We start from the raw sequence: 16,809 nt of genomic DNA, 5'->3' as shown, positions 1-16,809 counted from the left end.
CACGAAAAGGTTGAGTTTGTCTCATGTTGCCCTGGCTGTCGACAATGGCGCCATCTTTTACGCAATGGAGAACACTCGACATGGCCGTGGCACACACCCTGGGTTTCCCGCGCATCGGCGCCGACCGCGAACTGAAAAAAGCCCTCGAAGCCTGTTGGAAAGGTGATCTTGATCAGGCCGCCCTGAATCAGGTCGGCCGCCAACTGCGCGCCAGACACTGGCAACTGCAGAAGGACGCCGGCATCGACCTGCTGCCGGTCGGCGACTTCGCCTGGTACGACCAGGTGCTGACCCACTCGCTGACCTTCGGTGTGATCCCCGAGCGCTTCGACGCTGTGCGCGACGAGCGCGGCCTGGCGACCCTCGACACCTTGTTTGCCATGGCTCGTGGCGCCACGTCGTCCTGCTGCGGCGGTGAGCACGGCAAGACTCAATACGCCCAGGAGCTGACCAAGTGGTTTGACACCAACTACCACTACCTGGTCCCGGAATTCAGCGCCGACCAGCAGTTCAAGCTGAGCTGGGAACAGCTGTTCGATGAAGTCGAAGAGGCCAAAGCCCTCGGTCACAACGTCAAACCGGTGATCATCGGCCCGCTGACCTACCTGTGGCTGGGCAAGGCGAAAGGCAACGGCTTCGACAAGCTCGATCTGCTCGAGCGCCTGCTGCCGGTGTACAACCAAATCCTCGGTCGTCTCGCGGCACAGGGCGTGGAGTGGGTGCAGATCGACGAGCCGATCCTCACCCTCGACCTGCCGCAAGCCTGGAAAAGCGCTTTCGAACGCGCCTATCACATCCTTCAGTACTCGCCATTGAAGAAACTGGTGGCGACCTATTTCAGTGGTCTGCAAGACAACCTCGGTCTGGCCGTCGGCCTGCCGGTGCAAGGCCTGCACATCGATGCGGTGCGTGCACCGGAGCAACTCGGTCAGGTGCTCGATCGTCTGCCGACCTACAAGATTCTGTCGGTCGGTCTGGTCAACGGACGCAACGTCTGGCGCTGCGAACTGGAGCAGGCGCTGGCGCAACTGCAACCGGCGCAGGAGCGTTTCGGCGACAACCTGTGGGTAAGCAGTTCCTGCTCGTTGCTGCACAGCCCGGTGGATGTCGAGCGTGAAGACAAGCTCGATCCGGAACTGAAAAGCTGGCTGGCGTTCGCCGTGCAGAAGTGCAGCGAAATCTCGGTGTTGCGTGATGCGCTGAACGACCCGCAAGCGCCGAACGTGCAAAGCGCACTGGCCGCAAGCCGCGCCATTCAGCAAAGCCGCGCCCGTTCGCCGCGCATTCACAAGGCCGAAGTTCAAGCGCGGATCGAGGCGATCAACGCCAGCGACAGCCAGCGTCATTCGCCGTTCGCCAAACGCATCGCCGCGCAACAGGCGCGTCTGAAATTGCCGACGTTCCCGACCACCACCATCGGCTCGTTCCCGCAGACCGGTTCGATCCGCCTGGCCCGTCAGGCGTTCAAGCAGGGCAAGCTGTCGGCCAACGATTACCACGATGCCATGCGCAGCGAAATCCGCCACGCGGTGCAGGTGCAGGAACGCCTGGGCCTGGATGTGCTGGTGCACGGTGAAGCCGAGCGCAACGACATGGTCGAGTACTTCGCCGAGCAGCTCGACGGCTACCTGTTTACCCGCTTCGGCTGGGTGCAGAGCTACGGGTCCCGTTGCGTGAAACCGGCGGTGATTTATGGCGATCTGTCCCGTCCGAACGCCATGACCGTGGACTGGATCACTTACGCTCAGAGTCTGACCGACAAGGTCATGAAAGGCATGCTGACCGGTCCGGTGACCATGCTGATGTGGTCGTTCCCGCGCGAAGACGTGTCGCGCAAAGTCCAGGCGCAACAACTGGCGCTGGCCCTGCGGGACGAAGTGGTGGACCTGGAAAACGCCGGGATCAAGATCGTGCAGATCGACGAAGCCGCGTTCCGCGAAGGCCTGCCGCTGCGCCGTGAACAATGGCAGGAATACCTCGACTGGGCGGTGCAAGCGTTCCGCCTGACAGCCTCGGGCGTGAAGGATGAAACGCAGATTCATACCCACATGTGCTACAGCGAATTCAACGATGTGATCAAGGCGATTGCCGACATGGACGCCGACGTGATCACCATCGAAACCTCGCGTTCGGACATGGAATTGCTCGAGGCCTTCGAAGCGTTCGACTACCCGAACGACATCGGCCCGGGTGTCTACGACATCCACTCGCCGCGGGTGCCGGACACTGCCGAGATGGTCAAGTTGATGAGCAAAGCGGTAAAACGGATTCCGGCGCAGCGCCTGTGGGTCAATCCCGACTGCGGGCTGAAAACCCGCGCCTGGCCGGAGACCGAAGCAGCGCTGGTCAACATGGTCGCGGCGGCGCGGCAGTTGCGCAGTCAGTTGGCGTAACACGCAAGAGACAGGGAGCGGCGAACCGCTCCCCGGGTCGTGTCAAAGCGCTTCGAACCAGGGCAGCACTGGCGAACGCTTGCCGATGTCGGCGTAGGGTAACGTTTGATCGTCAGCGTGGGTCTTGCCACGGTGTTCAGGCAGTTTCAAATGGGCTTTTTCGAAGTCGCCGAACGCTGGCCTGGCTTTGCTGTAGTGAAAATGTGCATACCACAACAGCCGGGGCGGCTGGAGGCTCAGATCGCGAATTTCGTATTCCTGCAGGTAATCTGGCCGGCCGTCGGTGCGATTGCGCAGTTGCTTCATCAGCGCGACCTTGCGGACCTCCACGGCATTTTGTTGCAGCAGATCTTCGAGCATGCCATCGGTGGGGCTTCGGCTGGCAAGGGTCTGCCGGGTGCGCATTTGCCGTCCTTGAATACGCATTCGGGCCGCCATGGCGTTCAGTTCTGCGATCACCGGATGTCCGGCGGACAGGGCTTCGATATCTTTGGCCCGGCGCGACAAGTCATTGGCTTCACTGACCATCATGTGTTCCAGATCCACCGGGAGCATGTCGTGTTCGGCATAGGTCTGCACCTTTGCCTGATAGGCCGGTTGTCCATCAAGCCGCTTGCGCGCATCGGCCAGCAGTGACGGCAGATGGCGGGGCGCCGGCGGCAGTGTTTGTGGCTGTGGCGTCACCTGGCGATACCGGCCGTTGGTCGCCTGTTCCCAGACTTGCTGCCCGGCTTTGCCATGGTTCAGGACGAATTGCCGTTTGCGGGTTCTGAGTTCCCAGTTCTCCACCCCGATCAGCCACTGATCGTTTTCGGTCCGGAAGATTTTCTTGTCGCGCTGCCCGCCAGGGCGAGCGGGTACCGGAAGGTCGATGGCCTTTCTGGCACGCTCGGCCATGGCTTCCACGCCGGCCATCAACGGTTCGAACTCTTCCATATGAAAGTACTGGGGGTAACTGGCGGTCCACTGGTTCATTTCCCGGCGATATTTTGCATAGGTGTCGAGGCAGTCAGTCAGTATCTGCATGCGCTGCGCCCGCGTGGCGCTGACTTCCGACAGACTGAACTGAGTGAAGAGGGCTCGGTCCATGTCGGCCCGCAATTGCCAGGCACTTTGTTGCAGATAACGCCAGGAGATATCGCCGGTGTGTTCGAAGTTCTGCACCGTCTCCAGGCGTTGCGAAGTCTTGACGTACCCGAGATTGAAATCGGTCATGCGTCGGTTCATGTCATCGACCACCGCCCTCAGTCTGGCCCTGTCCGTTTGCACGGTGATGAGGCTGTACCAACGGTTGAGATCGCTCATGAATCCTTCGACGTCCTCGATAGCGCTGATGATCTCGAGACGGGTCCGGTGCATGTCCTGACGCTGTCTCCAGCGCGCGTCGATCGACTCCGCCGGCAGCGCATCGAGGGCCTCATGCTGTGCATCGAGGTCATCCAGTCTTTTCCTGATGCGCTGGTTGGTGATCAGCGCGCGGTGTTTGAGGCGGTCGGTGATCAGTTTGGCGTCGCGGCTCTGTATATCCAGCAAGGCACGCAGCTTGTTGCCGTGGGAAAGGGGACGCAGCTCGGCCACTGTCTGAAACTGACGCTTGGCCAAGGCAATGTCATCCCGGCAGCATTTTTCTGCGGCCAGTCTGAACAGCAGATTATCGGGGTTCTGATAGTGGGTATTGATCACCACATCGCTTCTTCGGACCTGGGCGTCGATGCGGTTGCTCAAGCTGTCACATTCAAGGGTCAGCCGATGGTGCAACCGATAAGCGCGGTCGACCCACCGGCGCGGCAGGCGGTTGCGGATGGCTTGCGGCCAGACCGGATCGAGGGTGTCGGCGATGTACCCCAGCACATTGCCGCCACCGAGTCCCCCGCCCTCGAACGTGGTGCCGTAGACACCGAACCAGGTATCCCACTCACCTGCCTCGTTCAGGGCGATGGGTTGTTTATAGGTCTTGCGGGGGGTGCCGCTCAAACGCCAGTTGCGTGAATCACGACTCCATTCGACCTTGTAGACCCTGCCCTGGCGGACGATGAAATTCCCGTCGGCATGCCGGTAAATGTTTCGCCACACGCCACTGTCGACCGGTTGCACACCGGCCAGCGAGAGCGGGTTCTCATATTCGTATCCGGCGAATCGTTCGACGATGCGGCGCGTCTGGGTTTGATTGCGCAGCGTCAGCGCTGCTGAGTCTGTCGCCAGGTTCCGAAGCAGGCGGGTGCGGGTCGCCGAACGGGCTTTGAGGCTCGCGCCGGCGCCGGGCAAAAGATCGATGGCGGCATCGATCAGGCACAGCAGCAGCGATTCGACCTCGGCCAGCCCATCGCCGACCTTGCCCCGCAGAAACGCCGCGACGGCCTGATTGCCGGCGATCCAGGCGTCATACAGCGCGATTGCCGTACCCACGAAGGGCACCAGCCCCAAGGCCATTTTCAGGTAGTTGAATACTCGGGGACCATTGAGGGCATAGCGCTCTTGGTACAGCGCTTCATTTGAGCGCGAGGTGCCGCGATGGGCCTCGATCAGGCGGCCCATGTGGGCATCGAGCAGATGCGCGGCGAGCGATGTGGTGGGTGGCCATTTCAGTCCGACGCCGATCATGCCGTCAAAGCGTTTATCCACTGCTTCAGCGATACGTTTTTCGTGGGCCCGGACGCTGCCCTGCAAGGCGCGGCCGGCGAGATAGCGGATCATCGTGTCCTGGCTGCAGCGATGGAACAGATCCTTGCGAGCCGCTTCGAGGCTGTCGTAACCACGCAGGAATCGACCGTCGGGCGCATCCGGCAGGTACAGCAATGTCGTGCCGCCTGCCTGTTCTTCGATAAAGGTCACGCCGGACAGCGTAGCGGGCCCTTCGCCCGGTGTGTCCGGACCACCGGCGGACAGGAACGCCGGGCGCAGCACGATACGTCGATCACCATGGTTCCAGGCTTCGTCGGTGTCGGCATCGATGGCCGTATCGAAGATCTGCAACGCAGATTGGTCGATCTGATGTTGCAGCCATGCGCATCGACCTTGCAGCCTGAGCATCAGGCGCCAGGGTTCGAGCAGACATTCGCGCCGATGATCCCGCCGGAACGGCGGCTCGTCGGTCGCGCCTTTGAAGGTGGAGTGAATCAGTTGCTCGTAGGCCTTGGGCAGATCCAGCTCCGGCAGCAGCTTGCGCAGATAGGGAAGGGTGATCCCCTCAAGCAGGGTGGAGCGTTCGCGGTCGTCGCTGGCACTGACTTCGACCTGCATGAAGTCCAGGCGCATCAGCAAGGGTTCCAGATTCATCGACGGTGTATTGTCGATGTTGAGCTGCGCCAGGGTCTCCAGCGACAGGCTGCTGCGGGTGGCGCTGGGTATCGCCACCAGTTTCTGAGGTGTGCCGGGGGCGCCGGGCGCGTTGAATGTCTGCTTCTGCAGTGCCACCGAATCCGGCAGGTTCAGTTGCACCGAAAAATGCCCTTCAAGGGAGAAGTCCCCACGCAGCCGTTCCTGCAGACGCTGGCGGGTGAAATCCTCACGAGGCGGCAACGTGACGGCCAGCAAAGCGTGACTGCGGTTCATCGCAACGATCCAGGCCTGGATCAGTTCCTTGAGGGGGCGTTGTTCGGTTTGCGGCAGATTGCGCAGCCAGTCGGGCAACTGTGTGGCGAGGGTGGCGCTGCGTTGCTGATCCAGTCGAAAGTCCATGGCCAGCCGTCGGGCTGCGTGGATTGGCACTTGTAGAAGGGCAAGCGTCTGGCTGCGCAGGTGTTGCAGCTCATCTGCACGCTGTCGTGCCCGCGAGGGTTCGCTGTTGCGTTGGCGAATGGTAGCCGCCCGGGTTTCGAACTCGCCGGTCAGCTGATTCAACGCGTATTGCAGCGGATCGCCTGAGAGGGGTGTCAACGCCAGCGCCGGGCTGTCTGCATTTGCATGCACCTTGAACAACTGCTGTTCCAGGGCCTGGCGATCGGCGAACCGTTGCAGTCCGCCGCCGCTGCCGGGCCAGTAGAGCATCAGGCTTTGCGCGTGGTCTGGCGGGCGCTGCCCGCGCATCAGCACGAACGCGCCGTTGATCTCTTGATGGTTGATCGTGGTCCTGTTTTCCTCGGACTCGGTCAGCGACAGAGTGAGGCTGGCTGCTACAAATTCGCTATCGGCGCTGTCGGCTGTGCCAAGCATTGCTGTGAGCAGGTGATGTTCTTCAACGCTGATCTGATTCAGCGCCCTTTGCATTTGCGCTTCGGCAATCAGCCCTTGTCTGTGGGCGTTGTACAGCGCGGTGAACTGCCGATTGAACGTGGGGATGTCCAACGTTCGCTCGCGCTCGAGCAGTGCCCGCGCGGCGAGGTCGGCGGCTTGCTCGGCGTTTTCCTGCATCGTTTGCAGCGCTCTGAACGATCGCAGGGCTTCATCATCCGCCAATGACTCCAGTGCATCGAACGCTCGCTTGACGGCAACCTGTCGCAGGGACCAGGGCACATCGGCCTGCAGGTTGCCGAACAGTGACGGTTCATCTTCGCTCTCCGGCGTTGGGGCCGGGCTGTCCAGGCCGGGAGGCGCACTGAACGTGGCGAGGTTGCGCTGTCGGTCGATCCGCTCGGCGACGTCCAGCGAGCGAGGACCGTGTTCGGCCAGATTGCGTTTGCCGTCCGATCCGTTGCGCAACGCAGCGACTTGGGTCATTTGCTGCTGCGACAGCCACTCGTTGAAGACCATCGTCAGTGAGCGGCCGACCGCGGCATATTCGACCTGGAGGTTCTCGACCGGCAGTCCGGCGGGCACGAATGGCGGCTGCGCCAGCCAGGTCTGCACATCACTGCGTCGGGCGAAGGCCTGGATCGCATCCGCCTGGTCGGGCACGTACAGCAAGTGCGCAGCGTCGTCTGCGCGACTGATGACCCAGGCGGCCGCCGGTCTGACCCGCACGCCGTTGTGCAGTCGCAGGGTCGGCAGTTCGATGCGCAGGGTATCGTCCGAAGCGCTGCGTGTTTGCGCCCCGTCCATCAGCGCCCACAGGGGTTCCAGCTGTTCAGCCGTTACCGTGCGCCGGGCAAAGGCCATTTGTGCGGCGGCCTCGACATGTCCCCGATACAGACGATCGGCCTGATCCCGGCGGGACAGCGGCGTGCCAGGCGCTCGGGAGCTCCAGTAAGCCTGCCAGCGCTCATCGAGCGCCAGTGCCGGTTCGAGAGCCTTGATTTGTTCAAGCAATTGCGACGGGGTGAGTGTCGACAGGGCGTGGGCGCTGTTCACACCGGTCATCCGGCATCGGTTGTCGAGCCATTCTTCCAGTCGCGGATGCTGGACGACGAAGGCGCAGGCTGCCGTGAGACTGACAAAACGCTGCGCATGCCTGTTGGTCGGGTGAAACAGCAAGCCGCACTGCTGACCGTCCAGCCCCAGTTTCTCGTGGAGCAAGCGGTCGAGGGTATCGCGTACCGAGGGCGCGCCGGCGCACAGTTGGCGCAGCCCTTCGCTGCATGTCCGCCGACGGATTGCCGCGCTCTGTAGCAGGCTTTCATCGACAGAGACGGGCAGACGGGGGAACTCGTGCTGCAGGTTCAGCGGGGCAGGGAGATTTTCTAAAAAGGATCGTTCGACCATGGCGACAAGCTCAGACAAAGAGCGGCGGATCCGCTCATTCAGGCGTCATTCAAGAGCAATGGTCAGGGAGCGGGTGGTGCATGGTTATCGGGTCCAGCCGACCGCTCGGCACTCTTCATCAAACTGTCATCGAACTGTGGCAGCGCGCTTGAACAAACTTCATCAGACTCGCGCTCTACTGGGGTTCTGCGTTTCGGTGTTTTTCATGTTCAAGGGATTTTTTGCAGTCGCGGCGTTGTTGGCCGCGGTTTTTTTAGTTCCGGCGTCCTATGCGGCGTCGCGTTGCGACGTCAATGTACCGACCGAACGGGTCGATCTGCAGCAGGTGAGCCTGGCGTACCAGAGCATCGGTCGTGCGTCGGATCCGGCGTTGCTGCTGGTGATGGGGCTGGGCGGACAGTTGATCCACTGGCCGGATGAAGTGGTGGTTGCGCTGTGTCAGCAGGGGTTCCGGGTGATCCGCTATGACAACCGCGATGTCGGTCTTTCGACCTGGCGCCAGGCGCCGGCCGACGCCAACCTTACCTTTGAAGTGCTGCGCTACAAACTCGGCCTGCCGGTGGCGGCGCCTTACAGCCTTACAGACATGGCCGACGATGCGCTGGGCCTGATGGACGCGCTGCACGTCGAGCAATTCCACGTGCTCGGCGCGAGCATGGGCGGGATGATCGCTCAGCACATGGCGGCGATGGCCCCGCAACGGGTCGAGAGCCTGACGCTGATCATGACCAGCTCCGGCGCCGAAGGGCTGCCGGCGCCGAGCGCGGCGTTGGTGCAGTTGTTGTCACGGCGCGGTGCTCCCAATCGCCAGATCGCCTTGGAGCAACAGGCGGATCTGCTGGCGGCGCTGGGCAGTCCGACGGTCACTGATGATCGCCAGATGTTGCTGCATCAGGCGGCGCTGTCCTATGACCGGGCGTTCAACCCTGAAGGCGTGAAGCGCCAGATCATGGCGATCCTCGCCGAACCGAGTCGGGTGGCGTTGCTCAATCAACTGCGCGTCCCGACCCTGGTGGTGCATGGCACGGCGGATCCGCTGCTGCCGGTGATGCACGGCGTGCACCTGGCGGCGCACATTCGTGGCAGTCAGTTGCGACTGATTCCGGGGCTGGCGCACCGTTTTCAGGAAGCGTTCAAGGAGCCGTTGCTGGCGGCGGTGTTGCCGTATTTGCGCGAGCATCGCGAAGACACGTCGCACTGGGCGCAGATTTTAGGCTCGGGATCTGATTTTCTCTGAATGTAGATCGTTAGTTTTATTTCTATAATTTTAGAAAGTTAGTTGGATTTGCTCTTAGCAAGGGTTTCTTATTTCATTTTTATCTTGCGAACTGTTATTTCTGACAGTGGCGTGCTTGTGGTTGTCCGTTTATTTTTATATTGCGATGACGCATTGGTTTTATAAGGAAAGTGACATGAGAAATGGAAAGTTGTGGATGCTGGTGTTGTTTTTGCTGCAGGTAATATCGGGTCACGCTTATGCCATGACGGAGGATGAAATGGAAGAGGCGTATTGGGCTGATCCCGGAAAGTTTGATGCGGCCGCAGCAGCGTGGGATGAAGCTAGAAAGCCAAAACCACCAAATGCGTGTGAGACTGCCTGGAATAATAACACTGCTAATCATAGTTGCCTGACACATACGATTGCGGTTGAGCCAAATGGCAAATGCACTTTTGACTCAATTACGTGCAAGGATGGTGGGACTAATCCGACTAGTAATTGGACAGGCAACACAATTAGTGAAGCTCTTTCGGTAGTGCATGTGAATTCTTCTACCACCTATCTGGATTTAACAACTACACCCGAAATAGTTGGTCATTTGAACAACTGCCATGGGGCCCTTACAACTAGTCAATGTAAATAGCTGGACTCACGGTAAACGGTAAACGGTGACGAGCGTGATTTTTTATGCATGCAGCCGCACCCACACCGACACCAGCACCGTCGCCGCCATCAGCCACGCCACTGCCGCGACCGCCAGCGAAGCTTCGAGGCGCATGCGGTCGACCATCACGTACAGCGTCGCCAGATAGACGAAGTACGGAATGATCGACCACATGCCGAAGACGATGGTGGTCTTCAGGTCGTCGATCGAACGGCCCTTGCCGACGATGTAGTGGGCGATCAGGGCGAAGGTCGGGAACAGCGGCACCAGCCCGGCAATGTAGTAGTTTTTGGTCTTGGCCAGCATGGCGAGGATCACCACCACGGCCGCACCGAGCATTGCCTTGAAAATCAGATCCACGTTGTTCTCGCTTAATGGCTCAGGCCGTATTTTTTCACTTTGTCGAACAGCGTGGTCTTGGCCATGCCCAGTTCCAGGCTGGCCTGGGTCAGGTTGCCGCCGCTGCGTTGCAGGGCGTCGCTGAGCAGGTTGCGTTCGAACGCTTCCACCGCTTCGGCGAACGCCAGGCCCTGACCTGCGCTGCCCGCGCCGGTTTTCTTGAACGCCGGCAAACCGAGGGCAAAACGCTCGGCGACGTTGCGCAGTTCGCGCACGTTGCCCGGCCAGTCGTGGCTCATCAGGCTCGACAACGTCTGGTTGTCCAGCTCCGGCAGCGCCCGGTCGAAACGCAGGGCCGATTGCTGGGTGAAGTGTTCGAACAGTTGCAGGATGTCTTCGCGGCGTTCGCGCAGGGGCGGCAGTTCCAGCGTCACCACGTTGAGGCGGTAGTACAAGTCACTGCGAAATTCCCCGGCCTTGCTCGACTCGTCGAGGTCGGACTTGGTGGCCGCAATCACCCGGCAATCCACCGCCACGCTCTGGTTCGAGCCGAGGCGTTCGAGGGTGCGCTCCTGCAACACCCGCAGCAGTTTGATCTGCAACGGCAGCGGCATGCTTTCCACTTCGTCGAGGAACAGCGTGCCGCCGTCGGCGTGCTCGATCTTGCCGATCCGCCGTTTGCCGGCGCCGGTGAAGGCGTTGGCTTCGTGACCGAAGATTTCGCTTTCGAACAGGTTTTCCGGCAGACCGCCGCAGTTCAGCGCGACGAACTGTTTGGTGTGGCGTCGGCTGAAATCGTGCAGGCAGCGGGCGACCAGTTCCTTGCCGGTGCCGGTCTCGCCTTCGATCAATACGTTGGCCGAGGTGTCGGCGACGTTGGCGATCAGTTCGCGCAGGTTCTGCATGGCCGGCGAACGCCCGATGATCCGCCCTTCAAGGGAATCGCGTTCGGCCAGTTGCCGGCGCAGGGACGAAACTTCGCGATTGAGGCTGCGTTGCTCCAGCGCACGACGGGCCACGTCCACCAGTCGTTCAGGGGAGAACGGTTTTTCCATGAAGTCGTAGGCGCCTTTCTGCATCGCGCCGACGGCCATGGAGATGTCGCCGTGGCCGGTGATCAGCACCACCGGCAGGCTGCGGTCGCGTTGCTTGAGCCGGGTCAGCAGTTCCAGGCCGTCGATGCCCGGCAGGCGAATGTCGCTGATGACGATCCCGGCGAAGTTGTCGCCGACCTGCTCCAGCGCTTCTTCGGCACTGCCGACGCCGATGCAGGGGATGTCTTCGAGGGTCAGCGCCTGCTGGCAGCCGAGCAGGACATGGGGGTCGTCTTCGACGATCAATACACTGAGGTCGTTGTTCATATTGGCTCGGCAGGAGTAGGGCTTACCAACGGTAAACTGAGGACGAAAGTGGTACCACCGCTGGCCGGGTGCTCGACACCCAGATGCCCGCCGGTGGCGGCGGCGAGGCTGGCCGACAGGGTCAGGCCGAGGCCCAGGCCCTGTTCGCCGGGTTTGGTGGTGAAGAACGGTTCGAACAGGTGCTTGCGCGCTTCGGCGTCGATGCCGTGGCCGTTGTCGCGCACTCGCAGGCGATATTTGCCGTTGAATTCTTCACCTTCCAGCCACAGTTCCGGCAGCGGTTGCGCCTGCATGGCGTCGAGGGCGTTGCCGATCAGGTTGACCAGAATCTGTTCCAGGCGGGTCTGGTCGATCTGCACCTGCACATCGTCGAATTGGCGATGCAGTTGCAGGGATGCACTTTCGACGCGGGCGCCGAGCACTTGCAGTGCGGCATCCACCGCTTTGCCGAGGCTGGCGCGGCCCTTGTCGTCGCCGCGCCGGGCGAAGGAACGCAGGCTGGCGGTGATCCGGCCCATGCGGTCGATCAGGTCGTTGATGGTTTTGAGGTTGGTGCTGGCGACATCGAGCTGGCCGCGCTCAAGGAAGCGAATGGTGTTGCCCGACAGCGTGCGCATCGCCGCCAGCGGCTGGTTCAGTTCGTGGGCGATGCTGGTGGACATCTGGCCGATGGCCGCGAGTTTGCCGGCCTGCACCAGTTCGTCCTGGGCGCGGCGCAAGGTTTCTTCGGCCTGACGCCGTTCGCGGATCTGGCTCTTGAGCCGGTCATTGCTGGCGCGCAGGTCGGCGGTGCGTTCGGTAATCCGACGCTCCAGCTGATTGTTGGCTTCCTGCAGGGCTTCGCGGGCGGCGAGGCGGGTGGCGATGACCTTGCGCCGTTCGTTCCAGGCGATCAGCAGGAACGCCACCAGGGCAAACGCCACGGCTACCAGAATCCCCTGATTGATCGCTTCGCGCCGCAGATCCTGCAACGGGGTGAGCAGGGTGAAATTCCACGGGGTATCGCTCAGCGGTCGGGTTTGCGCCAGATAGCTGATGTTTTCCTCATCGCCATCCTGTTGGCTCGGCACTTCGCTGTTGGCCGGGAAGGTGAGCTTTTCCACGCCTTCGGACAGGGTTTCCCGGGCCAGCGGTTGCAGTTCGTTCAGCGGGAACCAGTAGTACTGCAGGCTGCGGGCGAGTTTTTCCTTGGTCTCGTCGCTCAGCGGTATCACCGATTTCAGGCGCCGGGCCGGATCGCTGGACAGAATGATGATGCCGTTTTCATCGCTGACGAACGCTTCGAGGCGCGCCCGCTGCCAGCGTTCCTCCAAGGCTTCCAGGCGCACCTTGACCACCGCGACGCCGATGATCTTGCCGTGTTCTTCGAGGCCGTGGGCCAGGTAGTAACCGGGTTCGCCGTTGGTGCTGCCGATCCCGTAGAAACGTCCGGGCTGGCCGCGGATGGCGTTCTGGAAGTAGGCGCGGAACGACAGGTCTTCACCGAGATAACTGTCGACGTCGCGCCAGTTGCTGGTGGCCATGACCCGGCCGGTGGTGTCCATGACGTAGATGGCCCGACTGCGGCTGCGCCGGTTCAGGCCTTCAAGGTAATCGTTGACCGTTTGCCGGTGTTCCGGGGTCGGGTCGTCCAGCAGCAGCGAAACGCTCGACTCGAGTTCCAGCAGGCTGGGCAGGTAGGTGTATTTGCTGATCTCGCTTTCGACCGCGCGGGCGTGCAGTTCCAGCTGGCGCTGGCCGTTTTCGCCGAGGCTGCGGATGCCGAAATGTTCACTGGTCCAGAAGCCGATGTAACCCAGTCCGATCATCAGGGCGATGACCAGCGGCGGCAGGAACAGGTGGCGGATCAGACGGGGTTTCACGGCAAGTGATGGCGGCGTGGCGCGATAGAGAGTGGGGTCGCATTTCATCACAGATGCCTTGGGTCAACCACCTGCATTCCCCGACAGAGGATGTCGGGGAATGCAGCCGTTTTTAGTGCTGCAGGATTTTCTCGAGGAAATGCTGCGCGCGTTCGGAGCGTTGGCTGATGTCGCCAAAGAACTCTTCTTTCTTGCAGTCTTCGATGATCTTGCCGGCGTCCATGAAGATCACGCGGTCGGCCACTTTACGGGCGAAGCCCATTTCGTGGGTCACGCACATCATGGTCATGCCTTCGTGGGCCAGTTGCACCATTACGTCGAGCACTTCGTTGACCATTTCCGGGTCCAGCGCCGAGGTCGGTTCGTCGAACAGCATGACGATCGGGTCCATCGCCAGCGCACGGGCGATCGCCACACGCTGTTGCTGACCGCCGGACAACTGGCCCGGATGTTTGTGGGCATGAGCCGACAGGCCGACGCGCTCGAGCAGTTGCAGGCCTTTCTTGGTGGCTTCTTCCTTGCTGCGGCCCAGCACCTTGATCTGCGCGATGGTCAGGTTTTCGGTGATGGTCAGGTGCGGGAACAGTTCGAAATGCTGGAACACCATGCCGACGCGCGAGCGCAGTTTCGGCAGGTTGGTCTTCGGATCGGCAATCGACGTGCCGTCGACCACGATGTCGCCTTTCTGGAACGGCTCCAGTGCGTTGACGCACTTGATCAGGGTCGACTTGCCCGAACCGGACGGACCGCAGACCACGATCACTTCACCCTTTTTGACCTCGGTGCTGCAATCGGTCAGCACCTGGAAGTCCCCATACCACTTGTTGATGTTCTTGATAGAGATCATACGGCGAACCTTTTTTGCAGACGCTTGACCAGCACCGAGGCGGCAAAGCTGATGGTGAAGTACACGAGACCTGCGAAGATCAGGAACTCATTCGAGCGGCCAATGATGTCGCCACTGGCGCGCGAGGCGTTGAGGAAGTCCACCAGGCCCACGGTGTAGACCAGCGAGGTGTCCTGGAACAGGATGATGCTCTGCTGCAGCAGCAGCGGGGTCATCTTGCGGAACGCCTGGGGCAGGATGATCAGGCGCATCATCTGGCCGTAGGTCATGCCCAGTGCCTGCGCCGCGCCCATCTGGCCTTTCGGGATCGACTGCACGCCGGCCCGGACGATTTCGCAGAAGTAGGCCGCTTCGAACATCATGAAGGCCACGATGCACGAGGTGAACGCACCGATCGGGGTGTCCTCGCCGGTGATCCAGCGCAGCACGAACGGCACTGCCAGGTAGAACCAGGTGATCACCAGCAGCAGCGGGATCGAACGGAAATAGTTGACGTACGCGCCGGCGATGCTCGACAGCAGTTTGCTGTGGGACAGACGCATCAGCGCGAGGAGGGTGCCGAGGATGATCCCGCCGACCACGCCCAGCGCCATCAGCTTGAGGGTCATCAGCATGCCGTTCCACAGGCCGGGAATGGCCGGAACGATGCCACTGAAATCGAATTCCATTATTTACCCCCCACGGAGATCAGGCCGGGCACGGCGACTTTCTTCTCGACCATGCGCATCAGCAGCATCAGGCTCATGTTGAGGGTGAAATAGATCAGGGTCGCCAGGGTGAAGGCTTCAAACAGGTTGGCCGAGAATTCGGCGGTCTGTTTGGTTTGCGCCAGCAGCTCCATCAGACCGATCAGGGACGCCACGGAGGAGTTCTTGAACACGTTCAGGAATTCCGAGGTGAGCGGCGGAATGATGATCCGGTAGGCTTGGGGCAGCAGCACGTTCCAGTAGATCTGCGGCAGCTTGAAACCCATGGCGCGGGCGGCGGATTCCTGGCCGCGTGGCAGTGCCTGGATACCGGTGCGAACCTGTTCGCAGACCCGGGCGGCGGTGAACAGGCCCAGGCACACGACAACACTCAGGTAGGCCGAAGTGGTCGGGTTCAGGTCCTGCTTGTACCATTCCTGCAGATCCGGCGGCAGCAGATCGGGCACCAGGAAGTACCAGATGAACAGCTGAACCAGCAGCGGCACGTTGCGGAACAGTTCGACGTAGCAGGTCGCGATGCCCGACACGATGCGGTTCGGCACGGTGCGCATGATGCCCAGCAGCGAGCCGAGCAACAGGGCGATGATCCAGGCCACGATGGCGATGGCGATGGTCCAGCCCAGACCGGAAATGAACCAGTCGAGATAGGTCTCGCTGCCCACGCCGGTGGACTTGAAGAACACGCCCCAGTCCCAGTTGTAATTCATTAGGGTCTCCCCTCGATTCGATCGATGTACAAGTGCCCGCCTGGGGAAGCTCCGTTCCCACCCTGATTGTGAAAATCAGGCACACGCGATCGGCTCGACAGCCACCGGTTCGAGTGTTTCCAATAAGTGCCAGCAGGGAGTGACCATCCCCTGAGAAGGCAGGCGCCTCCTCAGGGGATAAGGTTAGTCAGAAATCAGGATTTCTTGTCGTCAGCCGCTTTGTCGGTCGGATTGGCGATCAGGGCCTTGAGCTCGTCGCTCATCGGGAAGTTCAGGTTCAGGCCTTTTGGCGGAATCGGCTGCATGAACCATTTTTCGTAGATCTTGTTGATCTCACCCGAAGCGTAGGTCGCCTTGATGGCGTCGTCGACAGCCTTTTTGAACGGCTCGTCGCCCTTGCGCATCATGCAGCCATAGATTTCGTACGACTGTGGAGTGCCGGTCACGGCCCAGTCGGAGGCTTTCTTGGCTTTGGCGGCTTCGCCGGCCAGCAGGGCGTCGTCCATCATGAACGCGACGGCACGACCCGATTCCAGCATCTGGAAGGATTCACCGTGGTCCTTGGCGGAGATCACGTTCATGCCCATCTGCTTGTCGGCGTTCATTGCCTTGAGGATGCGCTCGGAAGTGGTGCCGGCGGTGGTCACGACGTTCTTGCCTTTCAGATCGTCGAAGTCCTTGTACTTGGAGTCAGCCTTGGACAGCAGACGGGTACCGATTTCGAAGATGCCGACGGAGAAGTCGACCTGTTGCTGACGCTCGACGTTGTTGGTGGTGGAGCCGCACTCGACGTCCACGGTGCCGTTCTGCACCAGCGGGATACGGGTTTGCGAAGTGACGAGGTTGTATTTGACCTGCAGGTTTGGCAGGTCGAGGTCTTTCTTGATCGCTTCGACGATGGCCAGCTGGATATCGTGGGAGTAGCCGACCGGCTTGCCGGAAGCGTCAGCGATGTAGGAGAAAGGAATGGAAGCGTCACGGTGGCCCAAAGTAATGACGCCGGACTCTTTGATCTTCTTAAGGGTGCCGGTGAGTTCGGCAGCGAAAACTGGTGTGCTGATCAGAGCGGCAGCAATGGCTGCGCCCAGGATATGGGGAACGATGCGCATCAAATTTTCCTCGACATTGTTTTT

At 61.0% G+C, this 16,809-nt stretch carries 11 protein-coding genes; 3 read left to right on the top strand and 8 right to left on the bottom strand.

Annotated elements, in window-relative coordinates:
• Window positions 1-80 precede the first annotated feature (80 nt).
• Window positions 81-2,393, top strand: coding sequence for a 5-methyltetrahydropteroyltriglutamate--homocysteine S-methyltransferase (gene metE / locus JKA62_RS03560; RefSeq protein WP_201816390.1), 2,313 nt, complete (start codon window positions 81-83; stop codon window positions 2,391-2,393).
• 42 nt (window positions 2,394-2,435) lie between these two features.
• On the opposite strand, the gene JKA62_RS03555 is transcribed toward metE, so the two are convergent.
• A complete protein-coding gene (locus JKA62_RS03555; protein WP_201816388.1) occupies window positions 2,436-7,970 on the bottom strand; it encodes a dermonecrotic toxin domain-containing protein in 5,535 nt (1,844 codons plus the stop codon).
• 205 nt (window positions 7,971-8,175) lie between these two features.
• Between JKA62_RS03555 and JKA62_RS03550 the strand changes: the two genes are divergently transcribed.
• Both JKA62_RS03550 and JKA62_RS03545 read left to right on the top strand, forming a co-directional pair.
• Window positions 8,176-9,207, top strand: a complete 1,032-nt coding sequence (locus JKA62_RS03550) for an alpha/beta fold hydrolase (RefSeq protein ID WP_011335755.1) — start codon at window positions 8,176-8,178, stop codon at window positions 9,205-9,207.
• 175 nt (window positions 9,208-9,382) lie between these two features.
• Window positions 9,383-9,832: a hypothetical protein gene (locus JKA62_RS03545; protein WP_146615285.1), complete on the top strand. Its 450-nt coding sequence runs from the start codon at window positions 9,383-9,385 to the stop codon at window positions 9,830-9,832.
• 42 nt (window positions 9,833-9,874) lie between these two features.
• On the opposite strand, the gene JKA62_RS03540 is transcribed toward JKA62_RS03545, so the two are convergent.
• From JKA62_RS03540 to JKA62_RS03510, 7 genes are all read right to left on the bottom strand, one after another.
• A complete protein-coding gene (locus tag JKA62_RS03540; protein WP_162831789.1) occupies window positions 9,875-10,204 on the bottom strand; it encodes a GlpM family protein in 330 nt (109 codons plus the stop codon).
• A 20-nt stretch (window positions 10,205-10,224) separates the two neighbouring features.
• A complete protein-coding gene (locus tag JKA62_RS03535) occupies window positions 10,225-11,553 on the bottom strand; it encodes a sigma-54-dependent transcriptional regulator (protein ID WP_085606770.1) in 1,329 nt (442 codons plus the stop codon).
• Window positions 11,550-13,463, bottom strand: a complete 1,914-nt coding sequence (locus JKA62_RS03530) for a sensor histidine kinase (protein ID WP_011335752.1) — start codon at window positions 13,461-13,463, stop codon at window positions 11,550-11,552. Before JKA62_RS03530 ends, JKA62_RS03535 begins: the two co-directional genes overlap by 4 nt.
• Window positions 13,464-13,527: 64 nt before the next feature.
• Window positions 13,528-14,262 (bottom strand): amino acid ABC transporter ATP-binding protein, encoded by a 735-nt coding sequence (locus tag JKA62_RS03525; RefSeq protein ID WP_007953170.1) that lies wholly within the window; start codon window positions 14,260-14,262, stop codon window positions 13,528-13,530.
• Window positions 14,259-14,930 (bottom strand): amino acid ABC transporter permease, encoded by a 672-nt coding sequence (locus tag JKA62_RS03520; protein ID WP_011335751.1) that lies wholly within the window; start codon window positions 14,928-14,930, stop codon window positions 14,259-14,261. The genes JKA62_RS03525 and JKA62_RS03520 overlap by 4 nt, the downstream gene beginning before the upstream one ends.
• The gene (locus tag JKA62_RS03515; RefSeq protein ID WP_007953174.1) at window positions 14,930-15,676 is read right to left on the bottom strand and encodes an amino acid ABC transporter permease; all 747 of its coding nucleotides are present in this window, start codon (window positions 15,674-15,676) and stop codon (window positions 14,930-14,932) included. The genes JKA62_RS03520 and JKA62_RS03515 overlap by 1 nt, the downstream gene beginning before the upstream one ends.
• Window positions 15,677-15,870: 194 nt before the next feature.
• Complete coding sequence (locus JKA62_RS03510; protein ID WP_011335750.1) at window positions 15,871-16,785, bottom strand: glutamate/aspartate ABC transporter substrate-binding protein; 915 nt, start codon at window positions 16,783-16,785, stop codon at window positions 15,871-15,873.
• Window positions 16,786-16,809: the final 24 nt, after the last annotated feature.

This window comes from Pseudomonas sp. B7 (assembly GCF_016735645.1).
Lineage (GTDB): Bacteria > Pseudomonadota > Gammaproteobacteria > Pseudomonadales > Pseudomonadaceae > Aquipseudomonas > Aquipseudomonas glycinae.
Note: the sequence above shows the minus strand (reverse complement) of the source record. Positions and strands in the feature narration are given on the sequence as shown.